The sequence below is a fragment of the Kitasatospora sp. NPDC098663 genome (genome assembly GCF_044760075.1).
GTDB lineage: Bacteria > Actinomycetota > Actinomycetes > Streptomycetales > Streptomycetaceae > Kitasatospora.
This window is the reverse complement of record NZ_JBIWAP010000007.1, coordinates 86083-106157: the sequence shown is the minus strand read 5'-3', so window position 1 is coordinate 106157 and position 20075 is coordinate 86083. Positions and strand designations below refer to the sequence as shown.

The window sequence follows — 20075 nt, the reverse complement described above, 5'->3', positions numbered from 1 at the left end:
CTCGACGGCATGGCCTACGACCTGGTGATCTTCGACAACGACGGTGTCCTGGTGGACAGCGAGCCGCTCTCCAACCGGGTGCTGGCCGCGTACCTGACCGAACTCGGCTACCCGACCACGGTCGAGGACTCCTACCGGGACTTCATGGGCTGTGCCGCCCACCGCATCCACGACGTGATCGCCGAGCGGCACGACGGCGCGACGCTGCCGGAGGGCTTCGACGAGCTGTTCCACGGCCGGGTCTTCGACGCGTTCGGCTCCGAGCTGACGGCCGTCCGGGGTGCGGAGCAGCTGCTGAAGGAAGTGCGGCAGCGCGCCGTCCCCTACTGCCTGGCCTCGTCGGCGCACCACGTGTGGATCCGTACCGCGCTGGACGTCACCGGCCTGCGCGGGTACGTCGCCGAGGAGCGGATCTTCAGCGCCCAGGACGTCGGCGTGGGCAAGCCCGCGCCGGACCTCTTCCTGCACGCCGCCCGCACCCTCGGCGTCGACCCGGCCCGCTGCCTGGTCGTCGAGGACAGCCCCAACGGCGTGCTGGCGGCCCGGGCCGCGGGCATGGACGTGTACGGCTACACGGCGCTCACCGACCCGGCGAAGCTGACCGCGGCCGGGGCCACCGGGCTGATCGCGGACCTCGCCGAGGTCGCCGCCCTGCTCTGACCCGCTCTGCGCCGACCCGTTCCGCCCGACCTGTTCCGCCCGGCCCTTCCGTCCGGCTGCGGAAAGTCCCTGCGCGACCCCTCCCGCAATCGCGGTCCACCGCCTACGCTCTCGCCAACATCGTCGTACCGGCCAGTAGCGAGGTTCGCCATGAGTGCCGCGTCACCCGCGATCCCGCCCGGCCTGCGCGCCGGGCGGGCCGCGCTCGCCGTCAGCTTCCTGCTCCAGGGCACCACCTTCGCGCTGCTGGTCACCTGCATTCCGGAGATCCAGCACCGGTACGGGCTGAGCGACGCGCTGCTGCCGCTCTTCCTGGCCGCGGTGCCGATCCTCGCCGGCGTCGGCTCGATCACCTCCGAACGGCTGGTGAAGCGCACCGGCGCGCGGGCCGTGCTGCGGGTCGTCCAGCCGCTGGTCTGCCTCAGTCTCGCGGGCGCCGGCCTGGGCGACACGCTCTGGCAACTCGCCGTCGCGCTCGGGGCGTTCGGCCTGCTGGTGGGCGCGCTCGACGCGAGTATGAACATGCTCGGGGTGGGCCTGCAGCACCGCTACGGCCGCTCGATCATGATCGGCTTCCACGCCGCGTTCAGCCTCGGCGGCATCCTCGGGGCGGCCCTCGCCGGCCTCGGCTCGCACTACGAGCTCGGCCTGCCCGTGCTGTTCGGCACGGTCGCGGCGGTGATCGCCCCGCTGGCCCTGCTGACCGGCACCCGGTTCGCCGGACCGGCCGAACTCGGGGACGCCGTCCGGGAGGCCGCCGAGGCCGCCGCGCGGTCCATCCCCTGGCGGCCGCTGCTGCCGCTGTGCCTGGCGATGGCCTTCGCGTACATCGCGGACGCCTCGGTCTCCAACTACAGCGTCAAGTACCTCACCGACGGCCTGGGCAGCGCCGCGGACGTCGCCAAGCTGTCCTACCTCGGCTACATGGTCGCGATGCTGCTGGGCCGCGCGCTGGGCGACCGCGCGGTGCAGCGCTGGGGCGCCGTCCCGGTGGTCCGGGCCGGTGCCGGGCTGGCCGCGCTCGGCTTCGCGCTGGCCGCCGCCGCGCCCGCCGCCTGGGTGGGGATCGCCGGGTTCACCGTGCTCGGCTTCGGCATCTGCGCGATCATCCCGCAGGTGTTCGCGGCCGGGGGCCGGCTGTTCCCGGCCGACTCGGACGCCGCGGTGGCCCGGCTGAACCTCTTCAACTACGTGGGCTTCCTGATCGGTTCGCCGCTGGTCGGGACGATCGCCGACGCGAGTTCGTACCGTTGGGCGCTGCTCGCCCCGATGCTGCTGGTGCTCGCCGTCCTGCCGCTGGCCGAGCGCTTCGCGCCGGCGCCCGTGCTCGCCCCCGCCACGGTGTGACGGGGGCGAGCGGGGGCGGGAAGGGGGGTCAGCCGATCACGGTGGCCAGCTCGGGCAGGCCCTCGGCCCAGAGCTGCCCCTTGGCTCCGCCACCCGACTGGTAGTACTCGTAGTAGACGTACGGCGCCCAGTTCAGGGTGTACGGCCCGGTCCAGGTCGGGGCCGAGGTGATCTGGACGGTGACCGCGACGGTGCGGGTCTCGCCCGGGGCGATCGGCGCCCGGAAGTGGAAGTTCGCGTTGTTCCCGCCGAAGGCGCAGTCGGTGGAGTCACCGGAGCACCCGGTGACCGTGAACGCGCCGGCCTCCTGGTTGGCCGGCCAGATCGGCTGGATGAACTCGTAGGCGAAGTAGATGTCGGTGGTCTCGGTGTTGGTGAGCGAGAGCGTCAGGGTCAGCTGGTCGCCCGCCGCCGCCGTCTTCCTGTCGACGGCGAACGAGCTGCCGCTGACCGCGGCGGAGGCCGGCTGGGCGGCAAAGAGCAGGCCAAGTCCCAGTAATGCAGCGAGAATTACCCCAAGGCGTTGCGCGCTGAATGGCTTCATGGCGGAGAGGATATGAAGTCGTGAAGGTTTTGTCTGTAGGGCCTCCGCCGGAGCTCTGAGCCCCGCCCCCGGCGCGCCCTGGGCAAGGCCCGGCCACCCCCACCCGCTACGGTGGAGGCCATGCCCGACGCCGAGCGTGACACCCCCTGCGGCCTGCACCTCTTCTGGGACGAGGCCGTCACCGCCTACGACTTCGGCCCCGGCCACCCGATGGACCCGACCCGGCTGGCGCTCACCATGCGCCTGGTCGAGGCCCTCGGACTGGACGCCGGGCCCGGGGTGACGGTGCGGGCCGCACCGCCCGCCGGCGAGTCCACCCTGCGGCTGGTGCACACCCGGGAGTACGTCGAGGCGGTCAAATACGCCGCCGCCCACCCTGACGAGTCGGATCCCCGGCACGGACTCGGCACCGACGACAACTGGGCCTTCCCGGCCGTCCATTCGGCCTCCGCGCTGATCGCCGGTCAGTCCGTGGCCGCCGCCGAGGCGGTCTGGCACGGGGAGACCCCGCACGCCGTGAACTTCGCCGGCGGGCTGCACCACGCGATGCCCGGCAGGGCCTCCGGTTTCTGCGTCTACAACGACCCGGCGCTGGCCGTCGCCCGGCTGCTCGAACTCGGGGCCGAGCGGGTCGCCTACGTCGACGTGGACGTCCACCACGGCGACGGCGTCCAGCAGGCCTTCTGGAACGACCCCCGGGTGCTCACGATCTCGCTCCACGAGCACCCCGCCACGCTCTTCCCGCAGACCGGCTGGCCCACCGAGACCGGCGGCCCGGACGCCCCCGGCTCCGCCGCCAACCTGCCGCTGCCGGCCGGCACCGGCGACGCCGGCTGGCTGCGGGCCTTCCACGCCGTGGTGCCCGAACTGCTCACCGCCTTCCGCCCGCAGGTCCTGGTCACCCAGCACGGTGCCGACACCCACCTGGAGGACCCGCTCGCCCACCTCGCCGTCACGCTGGACGCCCAGCGGATGATCGCCGAGGAACTGCACGACCTCGCCCACCAGCTCACCGGCGGCCGCTGGATCGCCACCGGCGGGGGCGGCTACGCCGTCGTGGACGTCGTCCCGCGCACCTGGACCCACCTGGTCGCCACCGCCGCCGGACGGCCCGTCGACCCGGCCACCGAGACCCCCGAGTCCTGGCGCGCCGAGGTCTACCGCCGTACCCGCCGGCCCGCCCCGCTGCGGATGACCGACGGCGCCCGACCGGTCTGGCGCGACTTCGACGCGGGTTACGATCCGGCCGACCGACTCGATCAGGCCATCCTCGCCAGCCGCCGAGCGGTGTTCCCCCACCTCGGACTCCTGGCCTGAGACCGGCCTCCCGGCCCAGGTGCAGGTGGGACGTGCGTACGCCCGCTCCCGCGTTCCGCCGAGCGACTACGTACTGCAACAGTCCTATCTCTCACCGTACGAGGACCGCACCTCCCCTCTTCCCACTGGTACCACCCATAACTACTCTGGGGATACACGTGTGCCGGTGGAGTCACCGGAGGGGAAGCCGGTGCCTTGCACACGGGTGAAGGGTCGGGTGATGGTCATGAGTTCCGGCGAACGCCCCTTGCAGGAAGTCGTCTTCCTGACCGTGGCGGAGGTTGCCTCGGTCATGCGGGTGTCGAAGATGACGGTGTACCGGTTGGTGCACAGCGGAGAGCTGCCGGCCATCAGGGTCGGGCGGTCCTTCCGGGTGCCCCAGCAGGCGGTGCACGAGTACCTCAAGGAGTCCTACGTGAGGCTTGAGAGCGCGTAGTTCCGGGTGGGCGGGGGTGGGGCCGCAGCTGCGGATCCCACCCCCGTTCGCCGGGGATTCCCCGCGAGTTTCCCGGTCACCGGGAGCACGATTACGGCCCTGGGCCCGTGGACGGTAGGCTAGGCCGTCCGTCAGTCGTATGGACTCCGTCTCTCACGGGCGAGAGTCTCAGTGAGCGAGGGTTGTTCCGTGGGCTCTGTCATCAAGAAGCGTCGCAAGCGTATGGCCAAGAAGAAGCACCGCAAGCTTCTGAAGAGGACCCGCGTTCAGCGTCGCAACAAGAAGTAAGCGCCCCCGGCCGCGCTCAGCGCGCCCGGCGCTTCCACCGCCCGCCCAGGCCTCGGCCTGGGCGGGCGGTGTCGTTTCACGGCCCGGCGGGGCGGCACGGTACGGTGCACGCAGGCCGCTCGGGTCGAGGGAATGGGGTGCACACCGTGGGCGTGGTCGTGCTCGTCACCGGCGTGGCACGCCATCTCGGTGCCCGCTTCGCCGCCGAGGTCCGCCGCCGTCCGGGCGTGGACCTGGTGGTCGGCGTGGACGTGCAGCCGCCCCGGCTGCCGGTCGAGGAACCGGACGGACCGGCCGCCGAGTACCGCTTCCACCAGCTCGACCTGCGCCGCCCGGCGGTCTCCCGGGTGATCGCCGAGCACCGGGTCGACACCGTGGTCCACCTCAGCGTCAGCGCCACCGGCCTGGGCTCCACCAACCGCTCCGCGGTGAAGGAGTCCAACGTCATCGGCACCATGCAACTGCTCGGCGCCTGCCAGAAGGCGCCCGGGGTGCGCCGGTTGGTGGTGAAGTCGACCACCGGCGTCTACGGCTCCGCGCCCCGCGACCCGGCGGTGTTCACCGAGCGCATCCAGCCGAAGAACCCGCCCGGCGGCGGCTTCGCCAAGGACGCGGCGGAGGTCGAGGGCTACGTCCGCGGCTTCGCCCGGCGCCGCCCGGACGTCGCGGTGACGGTCCTGCGCTTCGCCAACATCGTCGGCCCCGGCGCGGACACCCCGCTCAGCGAGTACTTCGCGCTGCCCGTGCTGCCGACCGTCCTCGGCTACGACCCCCGGCTCCAGTTCGTGCACGAGGACGACGCCGTCGCGGTGCTCTGCCGGGCCGCCGCCCAGGCCGAGCCGGGCACCGTCAACACCGGGACCTTCAACGTGGCCGGGGAGGGCGTCCTGCTGCTCTCCCAGTGCGCCCGCCGGCTCGGCCGGCCGACCGTGCCGCTGCTGCTGCCCGCGGTCAGCTGGATGGCCGCACTGGCCCGGCAGACCCGGCTGCTGGACGTCTCGCCGGAGCAGCTGCGGCTGCTCACCCACGGCCGGGTGGTGGACACCGCGCGACTGCGCGAGACGCTCGGCTACCGCCCGGCGTTCACCACCCCGGAGGCCTTCGCCGACTTCGCCGCCGCGCAGGGGCCCGGCCTGCTGCCGCCCGAACGGCTGGCCGCCGTCACCGACCGGCTGGCCGCCCTGCTCGGCCCGGTGCGGGCCCCGGCCGCCGACGTCCCCACCGTCCGTACCGACCGCCCCCGCCGACCCAGGAGCTGAACCCGCGATGAGTGCCGCAGCCGAGAACGCGCCGGGCGAGGCCAGGGTCATCCCGATCGAGTCCGCCCCCAGCTGGACCTCCCCCGACGACCCCGGGCCCGCCGACCGGCTCGCCGACGCCGTCGGCGGGGCGCTGTCCGGGCAGCTCGGTTCGGCGGCCACCCGGCTGTTCGGCAAGGGCTGGGAGGGCCGGGCCGCGGACGGGCTGGCCTTCCTGCGCCGCCGGATCACCGGCGACTACGAGGTGGACGAGTTCGGCTTCGACCGGGAGCTCACCGAGGAGGTGCTGCTCGCCCTGCTGCGCCCGTTGGCCGAGAAGTACTTCCGGATCGAGGTCCAGGGCGTCGAGAACATCCCGGCCGAGGGCGGCGCGCTGATCGTCGCCAACCACTCCGGGACGATCCCGCTGGACGCCCTGATGACCCAGGTCGCCATCCACGACCACCACCCGCACCGCCGGCACCTGCGGATGCTCGCCGCCGACCTGGTGTTCGTGCTGCCGGGCGTCAACGAGCTGGCCCGCAAGGCCGGCCACACGCTGGCCTGCAACGAGGACGCCCAGGCGCTGCTGGAGCGCGGCGAGGTGGTCGGGGTCTGGCCGGAGGGCTTCAAGGGCATCGGCAAGCCGTTCGCCGAGCGGTACAAGCTCCAGCGCTTCGGGCGCGGCGGCTTCGTCTCCTCGGCGCTGCGCGCCAAGGTGCCGATCGTGCCGTGCTCGATCGTCGGCGCCGAGGAGACCTACCCGATGATCGGCAACGTGAAGACGCTGGCCCGGCTGCTGGGCCTGCCGTACGTGCCGATCACGCCGACCTTCCCGTGGCTGGGGCCGCTGGGCGTGCTGCCGCTGCCGACCAAGTGGACCATCCGGTTCGGGGAGCCGATCGCCACCGACGGGTACCCGGCGGAGGCGGCGGACGACCCGATGCTGGTCTTCGACCTGGCCGACGAGGTGCGCGAGACGATCCAGCACACGCTCTACAAGCTGCTGGTGCAGCGGCGGTCGGTGTTCTTCTAGGTTTTCCCGTGACCCTTGGGTCTTTTCCGTGGCCCCCGGGGCACGGCGGACCTGCGAGGCACGGCCGAGGGCCCCGGCGGTCCCTGGAACTCCAGGGACCGCCGGGGCCCTGCGCTGTCCGGTCGGTTGTCGGGCAACCGTCGAGCAGCTGTCGGCCAACTATCGGTCAGCCGAGGAGCCGCAGCCCGGGCAGCAGGCCCGGGATCAGCGGGGGCACCTCGACGCCCTGCGGCTGGCCGGCGGCCGGGGCGCTGGGTGTGCCGGAGGGCGGCTGCGGTACCTGCGGCGGGGCCGGGGCGGCGCTCGGCGAGGTCTTGCCGCCGGTGAGCCCGCTGGTGAGGTCCCCGACGAGCCCGTTGACGGCGTCCGGCGCGCTGCTGGGCAGGGTGCTGGGCAGGCCGCCGCCCTTGGCGCCGGTGCCGCCGGGCGTGCTGGCGCCGGTGCCGGCGGGGGCCCGCTCGGTGCCGCCGGGGCGGTTGTTGCCGCCGCTGGTCGCGCCGGTGGCGCCGCCCTGGGCCGGGCCGTCGCCGGGCGCGGTGCCGGAGCCGTTCGCCGGGGTGTCGGCGGGGGCGCCGCCGGTGGCCGGGCCGGCCGTGTCGCCGCCCGCTCCGGTGCCGGCCGGGCCACCGCTCTTGGCGGTGGGCTGGGCCAGGCGCAGGGGCGCGACGTCCTCGCTTATGTCGTCGAAGAGCTGGTCGACCAGGTGGGCCTGCTGGGTGAGCTGGACGGGCAAGTGGCCCGCCAGTTCGGTCCAGCGGCCGTCCTCGCCCTGGGCGAAGCCGGCCAGGGCGCGCATCGGGCCGAGCGAGCCGTTGCTGCGGTAGACCGAGCGGAGCAGCTCGCGGCCCTTGATGGCGTCGGCGTGCATGTCGTCCAGCGCGCGGCGGACCCGTTCGACGGTGCCCGGGCTGAGCCCGGTGGCCGGGCCGGGGTGGCCGACCAGGGTCTTGGCCTCGCCGAGCCGGGTGGCGGCATTGTCGAGCAGCAGTTCGCCGCGCTCGGAGTCGGTGTCCGCCAGGTCGAGCCTGAGCCCTTCGAGGCCGCGCTTCATACCGTAGAGCGTGTCCCCGGGGAGGGCGTTGGAGCTGGCGGCGGCGGCGCCGGCGAGGCTGCCGACGGCCAGTCCGGCGACCAGCCCGCCGATCGCGAACCGGCGGCTCCAGCGGCCGCGTGGCGCCATCCGGATGGCCCGGTGCCGGCGTTGGCGGGGCACCGTGGCGCCCGGTCCGCCGGCGAAGGCCTGCTCGAACGCGGCCATCAGCTGGGCGCGTTGGACGGTCCGTACCTCCGGGTCCAGCGCCGGTCCGGGCATCGCGCCCAGTGCGTCGGTCAGGCCGACCAGTTGGGCCATCGCGACCGAACCGGCGCCGGTGGCAGCGGTGTTGGCCGATTCGGCGTCCGCTGCGCCGCGCTGCTCCGCCCGGTGGGCCTCCAGCGCCTCGGCGAAGGCCTTCGCCCGTCGGTGCTCCAGCACGTTTGCCGTCACGGGCCACACCTCCCTTCGTCGTTGTCGACACCCCGGCCTGCCGGACGGTTGCCTCGGCGGGCCAAAGCCACTCCATCGGGTGACAGGTCGCAATTCGGCTTGACCGTACGCCTGGTGGGGACTTGCACGCTGGCCAACGAGTGGTGCGGGCGGTGGGTTACGCACGGCTGATCATCGGATCGACCGTTCACCCGGACGTGTCGGTCGGGTGCGGATGGTGACGACCCGTCCGGCCGCCCGCCGGCTATGCCGCTTCCGGTCACCGCGGCCTCACCGGGCGTCCGGCGGCAGCAGCCGGGCCAGGGTGCGGACGGCGCGGTACTGGAGGGTCTTGATGGCGCCCTCGTTCTTGCCCATGATCCGCGCGGTCTCGGCCACCGAGAGCCCCTGGAGGAAGCGGAGCGTCACGCACTCCTGCTGCTGCGGGTTGAGCCGGTGCACCGCGTCCAGCAGGGCGGCGTTGGAGAGCGACTCCAGCACCGACTCCTCCGGGCTGCGCTCGCACTCGTTGGAGTCGAGCATCTCGCCGGTGGTCACCTCCAGCCGGAAGCGGCTGGACTTGAAGTGGTCGGCGACCAGGTTGCGGGCGATGGTCACCAGCCAGGCGCCGAAGTCCCGGCCCTGCCAGGTGAAGGTGCCGATCCGGCGCAGTGCGCGCAGGAACGTCTCGCTGGTGAGGTCCTCGGCGGTGGCCCGGCTGCCGACCCGGTAGTAGATGTAGCGGTAGACGGTGTCCGCGTAGTGGTCGTAGAGCCGCCCGAAGGCCTCGCTCTCGCCGGCCTGGGCCCGCTCGACCAGCTCCATGATCGGGTTGTGCTCGGTCTCGTAGCCGGGGCTCGGCGCGGTCCGGGCGCGGCCGCGGCCGACGCCGGTGCTGCCGGTGCGGCCGCGCGAGCCGGTGCCGGTGGAGCCGGCGGCGGTGGTGCGCAGCGCCAGGCCGGAGCCGTGCGGGTGGCCGAACGGGGCCCCGGCGGGCACGAGTTGGGGCGAGGCGGCGAGCTGGCTGCGGAGCAGGTTGCGCAGCAGGTCCAGGCCGGTGGAGATCTGCCGGTCGGCGACGGGGCGGCCGCGGAGGCCGGTGCGGGGGCGCAGGGGCGCGGACGACGGGCGGGAGGGTGCAGGCGCGTCGTTCCGGACGGGTGGGTACACGGGACTCCCAGAGGCAGAACTGTGGACGGATCACCTCCGCCTGCGCGGAGAGCACTCCCGCGCCGCCCGTTCGAGCGGGGCGCGTGGGTGACGTGCATCCAGGAGAGAATAACGCTTTGTGCAATGACAGCTACACCGTGTGGTCGAAGTGGTCGTTTGGGATCCATTTATCGCGCATATTCGGCTGACACTGACCGGACCTGTCATCGTTCATCCGGCTCAACGTGACCGTTCGGGCGCCCAGGGTGACCAATTCGGCGGTCGGACCGGTGGTTTCCCAGTCTTGAGGCCCGGCAACCCCCGACTTTCCCGGTCTGGCGAACGATCAGAACCGGTCACCGGCTGACAGGTTCGTTCATTGGACCGGAAAGCCGTACCGGAAAAGGGAGTTCGCCCGTACGAGGGGCCAGGTCAGAGGCCTGGTTGACGGCCGGTCACCCGCGCGGGGAGACCGCAGGGAGGCCGTGCGGAGGCTGCGGGCGGGCCCGCCGGAGGGGGCGCGACCGGAGGAGGCGTGACCGGGGCGGCGGGAGCCCGTCAGGCGCAGCGGCGGCGGCGGTTCAGGGCCACCCCGGCGGCCGCCGCACCCGCGAGCACCCCGAGCGCGGCCGCGGCCGGCAGCCCCACCCGGGCCGCCTTCCGGCCGGTCCGGAAGTCCCGCACCCGCCAGCCCTGGGCCCGGGCGTGGCGGCGCAGCGCGCCGTCCGGGTTCACCACGTACGGGTGGCCGACCAGCGAGAGCATCGGGATGTCGTTGGCCGAGTCGCTGTACGCGGCGCAGCGGTCGAGGTCCAGCCGCTCGTGCCGGGCCAGCGCGTGCACCGCGGCCGCCTTGGCCGGGCCGTGCAGCAGCTCGCCGACCAGCCGGCCGGTGTACCGGCCGCCGTCGGCCTCGGCGACGGTGCCCAGGGCGCCGGTCATGCCGAGCCGGCGGGCGATCACCCGGGCCACCTCCAGCGGGGCGGCGGTGACCAGCCAGACCCGCTGGCCGGCGTCCAGGTGCATCTGGACCAGGGCGCGGGTGCCGGGCCAGATCTTGTCGGCCACGACCTGCTCGAAGACCTCCTCGCAGATCGCCTCCAGGTCGGCGGTGCGCTTCCCGGCGACCAGGCCGAGCGCGGTGTGCTGGGCGTCCGAGATGTGCTCCGGATCCTCGGCGCCGTTCAGCCGGAACCAGGCCTGCTGCCAGGCGAACCGGGCGATGTCGCGGCGGGTGAGGAAGCCGCGCCGGTAGAGGCCGACCCCGAGGTAGAAGATCGCGGCCCCGCGCAGGATGGTGTTGTCGCAGTCGAAGAACGCGGCGGCGCGCGGGTCGCCCGGCTCGGGGGTGTGGTTCTCGGCCGGGGCCTTGGGCGCCTTGCCGGGCCTGCCCGCGGCGGGCGCGGCGCTGTCGGTGCGCTCGGCGTGCGCGGCGCTCTCCGTGGGGGTGGGGGCGGTGGCCGGCTCCGGCTCGGCCTGCAGCGCGGCTGCCGCCGCCTCGGCGGCAGCCTCGCCCGCCAGGGCGCTCCGCTCGGTGGTGGAACGCTTCGCCTGGGTGAGCCTTCGGAGCACGGCCATGTCATCGAGCATATCCAGCCGGGCGCGCGACGGCCGTGACGGCGGCGTGCCCGCGCGGTGAACACCGGGCGGTCCCGGGCCCCGCCGGGGCGGTCGCCGGGCGGGCGGACAATGGCCGGGTGAGCCCACTGCTGCGACGTGACAAGAGCCCGAAGCCCGCGCCGGCCGACCGCACCGTGACCCTGGTCGGCAAGCCCGGGTGCCACCTGTGCGACGACGCCCGGGAGGTGATCGTCCGGGTGACGGGCGAGCTGGGCGCGACCTTCGAGGAGAAGGACATCACCCAGGACGAGGAGTTGTACCGGCGCTACTGGGAGCAGATCCCGGTGACCCTGATCGACGGCCGCCAGCACGACTTCTGGCGGGTCGACGAGCGCCGCCTGCGCGCCGCCCTCGGCGGCTGACCGCTCCCGCGCGCCGCGCTTGCCGCCCCGCCACTCGGCGGGGGCGGTTCGCCGAATCGTTGTCAAAGACACCCCGGTCCGGCTTGGGCCGGGGCCGGTTGGTCGGCTTACGATCGAACGCGTTTGCGCCCGAGGGGGGCTGAGCACGCGAGGAGTGCCGCCATGCTTCCCGGCCCGACCCCTGGGACGCCCGAAGCCCCGCCGGGCGCCCGGGGCTTCGCCGTGGTGGACGTGGAGGCGACCGGCCGCAGCCCGTGGCGGCACCGGGTGGTCGAGATCGCGGTGGTCCTGCTGGACGAGCGGCTGCGCCCGGAGACGGAGTTCGCCACCCTGCTCGATCCGCTGGGCCCGGTCGGCCCGACCCACGTGCACCGGATACACCAGGCGGACGTCGAGGGCGCCCCGCGCTTCCGGGAGATCGCCCCGCGGCTGCTGGAGCTGCTGGCCGGCCGGGTGCTGGTGGGTCACCACGTCAGCTGCGACCACGGATTCCTGGATCGCGAGTTCGCCCGGATCGGGGTCGCGCTGCCGCCCGTGCCGCTGTTGTGCACGATGCGGCTGGCCCGCGCCCACCTGCCGCAGGCCCGCGGCCACGGCCTGGCGGCCTGCGTGGAGGCGGCGGGCCTGGGCTGGTACCCGGCGCACACCGCGCTGGGCGACGCCCGGGTGACCGCCGAGCTGCTGCGGCACTGCGTCGGCGTCCCGTCCTGCCCGCCGGACGACTGGGCGGGCCCGCTGCGCGAGGCGGCCCGGGTGCCCTGGCCGCGGCTGGGCCGGGCCCGCTCCCGCCCGTCTGGCACGCCCGTCCCGCTGGTGCGCCGGGAGGCGCCGTACGGCCCGTGGCTGCCCGGGGTGCCCGCCCCGGCCGTCCTCCTGACAGGGCGCGGTGCTATGGGCTCCACGGCGTGATGCGCATCACTGTGCGGGGACAAAACGGACACCATCTTTGTGCACACGTTCACAAACGCATAGCCTGGACGCCAAAGCCCAGCTTCACCCACAGGAGCACCGTGGCAATCGGCCGATCACCACAGAGCAGTTCGCAGACGCCCGACCAGGGCGCCGCGCGCCGACCCTCGCGTGCCCGGGGCATCCCGGAGGCGACCGTCGCCCGCCTCCCCCTCTACCTGCGCGCGCTCACCGCGCTCTCCGAGCGTTCGGTGCCGACGGTCTCCTCCGAGGAACTGGCCGCCGCCGCCGGCGTGAACTCGGCGAAGCTGCGCAAGGACTTCTCCTACCTGGGCTCCTACGGCACCCGCGGCGTCGGCTACGACGTCGAGTACCTCGTCTACCAGATCTCCCGCGAGCTGGGCCTGACCCAGGACTGGCCGGTCGTGATCGTCGGCATCGGGAACCTCGGCCACGCCCTCGCCAACTACGGCGGCTTCGCCTCCCGCGGTTTCCGGGTGGCCGCCCTGCTGGACGCCGACCCGAACGTGGTCGGCGGCAGCGCGGCCGGCCTGCCGGTGCGGCACATGGACGAGCTGGAGTCGATCGTCGAGAGCCAGCACGTCTCGATCGGTGTGATCACCACCCCGCCCGGCGCCGCCCAGCAGGTCTGCGACCGGCTGGTGGAGGCCGGCGTCACCAGCATCCTCAACTTCGCCCCGACCGTGCTGACCGTCCCGGACGGCGTGGACGTGCGCAAGGTCGACCTCTCCATCGAGCTGCAGATCCTGGCCTTCCACGAGCAGCGCAAGGCCGGCGAGGAGCCGGACCGCGCCGAGTCGGTGCTGGACCGCGCCCCGGGCCCGGTCCGGGCGGCGGCCGCCAAGCTGCGCCGCGCGGCGGGCGGCAGCGGCAAGGGCCGCGGCACCGCCGAGACCGCGGCCAAGGACCAGGCCGAGCAGGGCCAGTCCGGCAAGGGCGGGGAGGGCGATCTCCCCGCGGTGATGCCCGCATGAGCGAGCGAGTCAGCCGCAGGACGCAGGTCGTGCGAAGCGCCCGCCGAGCGGTGCCGGGCGGCACCAGTACGGACAACCGTGGGACCTGGGGGCGGGCGTGAGTCTTCTCGTCGTTGGACTGAGCCATCGCACGGCGCCGGTCGGCGTGCTGGAGCGCGCCGCGCTGACCGGTGAGGTGCCGACCCGGCTGCTGCACGACGCGGCCGCCACCGCGACCGTCGCCGAGGCCGCGCTGCTCAACACCTGCAACCGGATCGAGCTGTACGCGGACGTGGACAAGTTCCACGCCGGCGTCGCCGAGCTGTCGCTGCTGCTCGCCCACCACAGCGGGGTGGACCTGGAGGAGCTGACCTCCCACCTCTACGTCCACTACGAGGACCGCGCCGTCCACCACCTGTTCTCGGTGGCCTGCGGCCTGGACTCGATGGTGGTCGGCGAGGGCCAGATCCTCGGCCAGCTGCGTGACGCGCTGGCCACCGCGCAGGAGGAGCACACCGCCGGGCGCGGCCTGAACGAGCTGTTCCAGCAGGCGCTGCGGGTCGGCAAGCGGGCGCACAGCGAGACCGGCATCGACAAGGCCGGCCAGTCGCTGGTGACCTTCGGCCTGGAGCAGGTCGCGGCCGGCGCGGGCGAGATCGCCGGCAAGCGGGCGCTGGTGGTCGGCGCGGGCTCGATGAGCTCGCTGGCCGCCGCCACCCTGGTCCGCTCCGGCGTCACCGACGTGCTGATCGCCAACCGGACGCCGGCCCGCGCCGAGCGGCTGGTCGAGATCCTCGGCTCCGGCGTGGCCCGCACCCTGGACCTGGCCAAGGTGCCGGAGGCGCTGGCCGACGTCGACCTGGTGATCTCCTGCACCGGTGCGGCCGGTGTGGTGGTCAAGGCCGGGGACGTGGCCGCCGCGGTCGCCGCCCGCACCGCCGACCAGCCGCTCGCCCTGCTCGACCTGGCCATGCCGCGCGACGTCGACCACGCCGTGCACGAGCTGCCCGGCGCCCTGCTGGTGGACCTGGAGAGCCTCTCCCACGCGCACGCCGCCACCCCCGGCGCCGGTGACGTGGACCAGGTCGGCCGGATCGTCGCCGACGAGGTGGCCGCCTTCGGCGCCGCCCAGCGGGCCGCCCGGATCGCGCCGACCGTGGTCGCGCTGCGGGCGATGGCCTCCGGCGTGGTCTCCGCCGAGCTGGGCCGGCTGGACTCCCGGCTGCCCGACCTGGACGAGCGCTCCCGCGCGGAGATCACCCAGACCGTCCGCCGCGTCGTCGACAAGCTGCTGCACGCCCCGACCGTCCGGGTGAAGCAGCTGGCCGCCGAGCCCGGCGGCGCCTCCTACGCGGACGCGCTGCGCGAGCTGTTCGACCTCGACCCGGCGGCCGTGCACGCCGTGTCGGGCACACCCGTCGGCGGCCCCCAGCCCTCGGGCGGGGGCGCCAGATGAACCGTCAGCCATCCCACGAGTACCACCGGGACGATCACCTCATGAATGGTCAACCGATCACGGAGCAGACTCCGGCCGCCACCGCGACCCTGCGGCTCGGCACCCGGCGCAGCGCGCTCGCCATGGCCCAGTCGGGCATGGTGGCCCGCGAGGTCACCCGGGTCACCGGGCGCCCCGTCGAGCTGGTCGAGATCACCACCTACGGCGACACCTCCCGGGAGGCGCTGGCGCAGATCGGCGGCACCGGCGTGTTCGTCTCCGCCCTGCGGGACGCGCTGCTGGAGGGCCGGATCGACTTCGCCGTGCACTCGCTCAAGGACCTGCCCACCGCCGCCCCCGAGGGCCTGGCGCTGGCCGCCGTCCCCGAGCGCGAGGACGCCCGGGACGCCCTGGTCGCCGCCGAGGGCCTGACCCTGGACGAGCTGGTGGAGAAGCTGGCCGGTGCCGGCCGCCCGGCCCGGATCGGCACCGGCTCGCCGCGCCGGATGGCCCAGCTGAACGCCTGGGCCACCGCCCGCGGCGCCGCGCTGGAGACCGTCGCGATCCGCGGCAACGTGGACACCCGGATCGGCTTCGTGACCAGCGGCGAGCTGGACGCGGTGGTGCTCGCCACGGCCGGCCTCAACCGGCTCGGCCGCAGCGCCGAGATCTCCCAGCACCTCGACCCGGAGCTGATGGTCCCGGCCCCCGGCCAGGGCGCGCTCGCGATCGAGTGTGCCGGCGCCGACACCGACCTGACCGCCGCGCTCGCCGCCCTGGACCACACCCCCACGAGGGTCGCCGTGGTCGCCGAGCGGGCCCTGCTGGCCACCCTGGAGGCCGGCTGCTCGGCTCCGGTGGCCGCGCTGGCCACCTGGGTCCGGCCGAACGAACTGCGGCTGGAGGGCGTGGTCGGCGACCCCGACGGCGCCGCCCTGCTGAAGATGTCCGCCAACGGTCCGATCGTCCTCGACGAGACCGCCGAGCAGCACGCGACGGCCCTCGGCCGCGCGCTGGCCGCCCGGCTGCTCGACGCGGGCGCGGCCACCCTGATGGGGGAGCGAGCCCGATGAGCCCCACCGCCGCCACCGAAACCCCGTTCCCGGGCGGCCAGTCCGCCACCGGACGGTGCACCTTCCTGGGCGCGGGCCCCGGGGACCCGGGGCTGCTGACCCTGCGCGCGGTCGAGGTGCTGTCCTCGGCCGACATCCTGGTCGCCGACCCGCTGACCGCGGTGGCCGTGCGCACCCACTGCCCGGCCGGTGTGCAGGTGCACACCCCGGCCGCCGAGGGCGCGGACTTCAACCTGGCCCGGCTCGTCGCCGAGGCCGTGCGGGCCGGCAAGCACGTGGTCCGCACCGTCGACGGCGACCCGGGCCTGGACGGCTGCGCCGCCGAGGAGATGCTCAGCTGCGCCGGCGACGGCATCCCCTTCGAGGTGATCCCGGGCGTCGCCCAGTCGGTCGGCGTCCCGGCGTACGCGGGCGTCCCGCTGCGCGGCGCGGCCGGCACCGACGTGCGCTTCGTGGACGGCACCGCACTGCTGGCCGGCAGCCCGGTGGACCTGGGCGCGCCGGAGACCACCCTGGTGGTCCGGACCACCCTGGGCCAGCTGCCGGCCACCGCCGGCGCCCTGGTCGCCAACGGCCGCAAGCCGGAGTCGGCGCTGAGCGCCACGCTCTCCGGCACCACCACCCGCCAGCGGACCTTCACCTCCACCCTGTCCGGCATCGCCGCCGACCTGAAGGCCGCCCGGGTGCTGCCCTCGCCGGTCTCCGCCCCGGTGGACCCGGCGACCTCGGTGATAGCCGTGGTGGGCGAGCAGGTCGCCCACCGGTCCTCGCACTCGTGGTTCGAGACCAAGCCGCTGTTCGGCTGGAACGTGCTCGTGCCGCGCACCAAGGAGCAGGCCACCGGTCTGTCCGAGCAGCTGCGCTCGTACGGCGCGGTGCCGCAGGAGGTGCCGACCATCGCGGTCGAGCCGCCGCGCACCCCGCAGCAGATGGAGCGGGCCATCAAGGGCCTGGTCACCGGCCGCTACGAGTGGATCGCCTTCACCTCGGTGAACGCGGTCCGGGCGGTCCGGGAGAAGTTCGAGGAGTACGGCCTGGACGCCCGCGCGTTCGCCGGGATCAAGGTCGCGGCGGTCGGCGAGACCACCGCGCAGGCCCTGGTGGACTTCGGCGTGAAGCCGGACCTGGTGCCCTCCGGCGAGCAGTCCGCGGCCGGCCTGCTGGAGGACTGGCCGCCGTACGACCCGGTGTTCGACCCGATCGACCGGGTGCTGCTGCCGCGCGCCGACATCGCCACCGAGACCCTGGTGGCCGGCCTGGTCGAGCTGGGCTGGGAGGTCGACGACGTGACGGCGTACCGGACGGTGCGCGCCTCGCCGCCGCCGGCCGAGACCCGCGAGGCGATCAAGGGCGGCGGCTTCGACGCGGTGCTCTTCACCTCGTCCTCGACCGTGCGGAACCTGGTCGGCATCGCGGGCAAGCCGCACAACGTCACGGTCATCGCCTGCATCGGCCCGGCCACCGCCAAGACCGCCGAGGAGCACGGCCTGCGGGTCGACGTGATGGCCCCGGCGCCGTCGGCGGCCGCGCTGGCCCAGGCGCTGGCAGACTTCGGGGCCAAGCGCCGCGACACCGCGACGGCCGCCGGCGAGCCGGTCTACCGGCCCAGCGAGCGCCGTCCGGGTTCGCGCCGCAAGGCCCGCTGACACCCTCGGGACCGGGGGCGGCGATCCGTCGCCCCCGGCACTGCACAACCGTTCGGAGAGAGAAGCCGTGTCCGCTGAATTCCCGTACGTACGCCCGCGCCGGCTGCGCCAGAGCCCGGCGATGCGCCGCCTGGTCGCCGAGACCCGGCTGCACCCGGCGGAGCTGATCCTGCCGCTGTTCGTCCGCGAGGGCGTCAGCGAGCCCGTCCCGGTCAGCTCCATGCCGGGCGTGGTCCAGCACACCCGGGACACCCTGCGCAAGGCCGCGGTGGAGGCGGCCGAGGCGGGCCTGGGCGGCCTGATGCTGTTCGGCGTGCCGGCCGTGCAGGACGCCACCGGCAGCGAGGGCACCAACCCGGACGGCATCCTCCAGCAGGCGATCCGCGACGTGGTCGCCGAGGTCGGCGACGCCCTGGTGGTCATGTCCGACCTCTGCCTGGACGAGTACACCGACCACGGCCACTGCGGCGTGCTGGCCGCCGACGGCAGCGTGGACAACGACGCCACCCTGGAGCGCTACGCCGAGATGGCCCGGGTGCAGGCGGACGCGGGCGTCCACCTGGTCGGCCCGTCCGGCATGATGGACGGCCAGATCGGCGTGATCCGGCGGGCGTTGGACGAGGCCGGGCACCAGGACGTGGGCATCCTCGCCTACACCGCCAAGTACGCCTCGGCGTTCTTCGGGCCGTTCCGCGAGGCGGTCGGCTCCTCACTCAAGGGCGACCGCAAGAGCTACCAGCAGGACCCGGCCAACGCCCGCGAGGCGCTGCGCGAGCTGGAGCAGGACCTCACCGAGGGCGCCGACCTGGTGATGGTCAAGCCGGCCATGGCCTACCTGGACATCCTGCGCCAGGTCGCCGACGCCTCCCCGGTGCCGGTCGCCGCGTACCAGGTGTCCGGCGAGTACGCGATGGTCGAGGCGGCCGCGGCGAACGGCTGGATCGACCGAGAGCGGATGATCATGGAGACGCTCACCTCGATCCGCCGGGCCGGCGCCGAGCAGATCCTCACCTACTGGGCGGTCGAGGCCGCCGCGATGCTCAAGTAGCCGGTGCCGCAAGGCAGAACCAGAGCAACGAGAAGGCCGGGCCGCTCCCCGTGGGGGCGGCCCGGCCTTCCGGGTTCTACTTCCAGCCGTTGATGTGCGCGAAGCCCTCGCCGCCGCCGATCAGGTCGGTGGAGGTGGCGGCGCCGCCGCCGAAGCCGCCGGCGACGACGTCGCTGGTGTGGCCGACGCCGAAGCCCGCACCGGCCGCGAACGGGTGGTCGCCCGAGGCGACGAACTCGCCGCCGCCCGCGAAACCGACGTGCGCGAACGCCGGGGTGGCGGCACCCGCGAGCGCCAGCGCGGCGGTGGCGGTCAGCGCGGCCTTGGCCAGCTTGCTCTTCATGGAAATGCCCTCTCTTTCGGAGCGCCCCGGCGGGCGCTGCCTCTGACACGTGATCACATCCGGCCGTTCGGGTCGGCGCCCCACGCGCTGGCCCGAACGCCCGCTCACCCGGCCGGTCCGCGCCTGTTCGGCGGCGGCCGGCCGGACACCTCGCCCGTGGCGCCCAGCGCCCGTAGCGCCCGGAGGGCCCGGGGAGACGTACCTCCCCGGGCCCTCCGTCCGTGCCGTGCCCCTTGATCAGCCGATCAGGTGCGAAACGCCCGCGTCGCCCGAGGACTGGGTGTTCTGGCCGACGTTGCAGATCTGCTTCGGGGTGCTGTTCAGGACGGGCACCTCGACCGGAACCGCGACGCCGATCACGGCGACGGCGATGTTGTGGACCTCCGGCAGGCAGATGTTCGCGTTGTCCAGGGTGTGGAAGTTCGGGCTGCCGTTGCCGTGGGTGCCGGTCTGGTTGGTGCCACCGTTGCCCTGGACGGAGGTGGCGGCGCCGTCCGCGTCGACGATGGCGGAGGCCGAGCCGGCGGACATCGCGATGGCGGCGGCGGCCAGGCCGGCGGCGGCGAGGGACTTCTTGATCATTTCCGGTTTTCCTCTCGAGGGGTGAATCGGGGAGCGATTCGAAGGGTGGTTCAGGGGGAGTGCAGCTGGGGGAACGGTCAGCCGATCAGGTGGGACACGCCCGCGTCGCCGTGGCTCTGGGTGCCCTGGCCCTGGGTGCAGTACTGCTTGCCACCGCTGTTGGCGATCGGGACCTCGACCGGGACGGCCACGCCGAGCACGCCCACCGCGATGTTGTGGATCTCGGGGAGGCAGACGTTCGCGTTGTCCAGGAAGTGGAAGTTCGGGCTGTTGTTCCCGACCGTGCCGGTGAAGTTGGTGCCGCCGTTGCCCTCGATGGAGGCTGCGGCGCCGTCCGCGTCACCGATCGCCGAGGCGGGCGCGGCGGCGGCGGCCAGCGCGGCGACGGCCAGGCCGGCGGCGGCGAAGGACTTCTGGATCATGGGGAGATCCCTCTCTGAAATGCTCTTGGTTTCCGTGCGTACAACGCGTAGAACGCTCAGACCCGGTCTGCAGTCACTGACGTCCAGATCAAAGAATGACGGCACGGAAGGTTACGGGGATTTTTGAAAAGAGTCCGGGAGGCGCGTCGAAGAGTGGTTTCCGGTCGGATTATTACGCCGA

General features: G+C 73.9%; 21 protein-coding genes. 14 read left to right on the top strand and 7 right to left on the bottom strand.

The genetic code is table 11. The features are described 5' to 3' along the window. The first annotated feature begins 9 nt into the window (after positions 1–9). Positions 10–660 (top strand): HAD family hydrolase, encoded by a 651-nt coding sequence (locus tag ACIQVZ_RS09995; RefSeq protein WP_350878427.1) that lies wholly within the window; start codon positions 10–12, stop codon positions 658–660. 150 nt (positions 661–810) lie between these two features. Then, the gene (locus ACIQVZ_RS09990) at positions 811–2007 is read left to right on the top strand and encodes an MFS transporter (protein WP_402448567.1); all 1197 of its coding nucleotides are present in this window, start codon (positions 811–813) and stop codon (positions 2005–2007) included. Between the two features lie 28 nt (positions 2008–2035). On the opposite strand, the gene ACIQVZ_RS09985 is transcribed toward ACIQVZ_RS09990, so the two are convergent. Then, positions 2036–2551, bottom strand: a complete 516-nt coding sequence (locus ACIQVZ_RS09985) for a hypothetical protein (RefSeq protein WP_350878429.1) — start codon at positions 2549–2551, stop codon at positions 2036–2038. A 120-nt stretch (positions 2552–2671) separates the two neighbouring features. Here ACIQVZ_RS09985 and ACIQVZ_RS09980 point away from each other — a divergent pair, with 120 nt between their 5' ends. The 5 genes from ACIQVZ_RS09980 to ACIQVZ_RS09960 all read left to right on the top strand — a co-directional run bounded on the left by ACIQVZ_RS09980 (position 2672) and on the right by ACIQVZ_RS09960 (position 6866). Next, positions 2672–3868, top strand: a complete 1197-nt coding sequence (locus tag ACIQVZ_RS09980; protein WP_402448563.1) for an acetoin utilization protein AcuC — start codon at positions 2672–2674, stop codon at positions 3866–3868. A gap of 226 nt (positions 3869–4094) precedes the next feature. After that, positions 4095–4304, top strand: coding sequence for a helix-turn-helix domain-containing protein (locus ACIQVZ_RS09975; RefSeq protein WP_063351305.1), 210 nt, complete (start codon positions 4095–4097; stop codon positions 4302–4304). Positions 4305–4493: 189 nt separating this feature from the next. Beyond that, entirely contained in the window at positions 4494–4592 is a 99-nt protein-coding gene (locus ACIQVZ_RS09970) for a 30S ribosomal protein bS22 (protein ID WP_003948845.1), read from the top strand. A gap of 146 nt (positions 4593–4738) precedes the next feature. After that, positions 4739–5851 carry an NAD-dependent epimerase/dehydratase family protein gene (locus ACIQVZ_RS09965; RefSeq protein ID WP_350878503.1) on the top strand — a complete coding sequence of 371 codons (1113 nt, stop codon included), beginning with the start codon at positions 4739–4741 and terminating at the stop codon, positions 5849–5851. A 7-nt stretch (positions 5852–5858) separates the two neighbouring features. After that, a complete protein-coding gene (locus tag ACIQVZ_RS09960; protein ID WP_350878432.1) occupies positions 5859–6866 on the top strand; it encodes a lysophospholipid acyltransferase family protein in 1008 nt (335 codons plus the stop codon). Between the two features lie 166 nt (positions 6867–7032). On the opposite strand, the gene ACIQVZ_RS09955 is transcribed toward ACIQVZ_RS09960, so the two are convergent. The 3 genes from ACIQVZ_RS09955 to ACIQVZ_RS09945 all read right to left on the bottom strand — a co-directional run bounded on the left by ACIQVZ_RS09955 (position 7033) and on the right by ACIQVZ_RS09945 (position 11058). Further along, on the bottom strand, positions 7033–8352 hold the full coding sequence (locus ACIQVZ_RS09955) for a DUF5667 domain-containing protein (protein WP_402448561.1): 1320 nt from the start codon (positions 8350–8352) through the stop codon (positions 7033–7035). 270 nt (positions 8353–8622) lie between these two features. Beyond that, complete coding sequence (locus tag ACIQVZ_RS09950) at positions 8623–9444, bottom strand: ECF subfamily RNA polymerase sigma factor, BldN family (protein WP_063351307.1); 822 nt, start codon at positions 9442–9444, stop codon at positions 8623–8625. Positions 9445–10038: 594 nt separating this feature from the next. After that, entirely contained in the window at positions 10039–11058 is a 1020-nt protein-coding gene (locus ACIQVZ_RS09945; RefSeq protein WP_402448559.1) for an HAD-IB family hydrolase, read from the bottom strand. A 119-nt stretch (positions 11059–11177) separates the two neighbouring features. Between ACIQVZ_RS09945 and ACIQVZ_RS09940 the strand changes: the two genes are divergently transcribed. From ACIQVZ_RS09940 to hemB, 7 genes are all read left to right on the top strand, one after another. Continuing rightward, positions 11178–11462 carry a glutaredoxin family protein gene (locus ACIQVZ_RS09940; protein WP_350878435.1) on the top strand — a complete coding sequence of 95 codons (285 nt, stop codon included), beginning with the start codon at positions 11178–11180 and terminating at the stop codon, positions 11460–11462. A 162-nt stretch (positions 11463–11624) separates the two neighbouring features. Then, the gene (locus ACIQVZ_RS09935; protein ID WP_350878437.1) at positions 11625–12371 is read left to right on the top strand and encodes a 3'-5' exonuclease; all 747 of its coding nucleotides are present in this window, start codon (positions 11625–11627) and stop codon (positions 12369–12371) included. Positions 12372–12478: 107 nt separating this feature from the next. Then, complete coding sequence (locus tag ACIQVZ_RS09930; protein ID WP_350878505.1) at positions 12479–13366, top strand: redox-sensing transcriptional repressor Rex; 888 nt, start codon at positions 12479–12481, stop codon at positions 13364–13366. Between the two features lie 97 nt (positions 13367–13463). Continuing rightward, positions 13464–14801, top strand: coding sequence for a glutamyl-tRNA reductase (locus ACIQVZ_RS09925; protein WP_063348855.1), 1338 nt, complete (start codon positions 13464–13466; stop codon positions 14799–14801). 41 nt (positions 14802–14842) lie between these two features. Beyond that, a complete protein-coding gene (gene hemC / locus ACIQVZ_RS09920; RefSeq protein WP_350878438.1) occupies positions 14843–15853 on the top strand; it encodes a hydroxymethylbilane synthase in 1011 nt (336 codons plus the stop codon). Further along, positions 15850–17499: a bifunctional uroporphyrinogen-III C-methyltransferase/uroporphyrinogen-III synthase gene (locus tag ACIQVZ_RS09915; protein ID WP_350878440.1), complete on the top strand. Its 1650-nt coding sequence runs from the start codon at positions 15850–15852 to the stop codon at positions 17497–17499. Before hemC ends, ACIQVZ_RS09915 begins: the two co-directional genes overlap by 4 nt. Before the next feature lie 67 nt (positions 17500–17566). Further along, on the top strand, positions 17567–18547 hold the full coding sequence (gene hemB, locus ACIQVZ_RS09910; RefSeq protein ID WP_350878441.1) for a porphobilinogen synthase: 981 nt from the start codon (positions 17567–17569) through the stop codon (positions 18545–18547). A gap of 76 nt (positions 18548–18623) precedes the next feature. Here the strand turns inward: hemB and ACIQVZ_RS09905 are convergent, their stop codons facing one another. The 3 genes from ACIQVZ_RS09905 to ACIQVZ_RS09895 all read right to left on the bottom strand — a co-directional run bounded on the left by ACIQVZ_RS09905 (position 18624) and on the right by ACIQVZ_RS09895 (position 19894). Continuing rightward, positions 18624–18890 carry a hypothetical protein gene (locus ACIQVZ_RS09905; protein WP_350878442.1) on the bottom strand — a complete coding sequence of 89 codons (267 nt, stop codon included), beginning with the start codon at positions 18888–18890 and terminating at the stop codon, positions 18624–18626. 237 nt (positions 18891–19127) lie between these two features. Beyond that, positions 19128–19472 (bottom strand): hypothetical protein, encoded by a 345-nt coding sequence (locus tag ACIQVZ_RS09900; protein ID WP_063348860.1) that lies wholly within the window; start codon positions 19470–19472, stop codon positions 19128–19130. Positions 19473–19549: 77 nt separating this feature from the next. After that, positions 19550–19894 carry a hypothetical protein gene (locus ACIQVZ_RS09895; protein ID WP_030232098.1) on the bottom strand — a complete coding sequence of 115 codons (345 nt, stop codon included), beginning with the start codon at positions 19892–19894 and terminating at the stop codon, positions 19550–19552. Between the last annotated feature and the right edge of the window lie 181 nt (positions 19895–20075).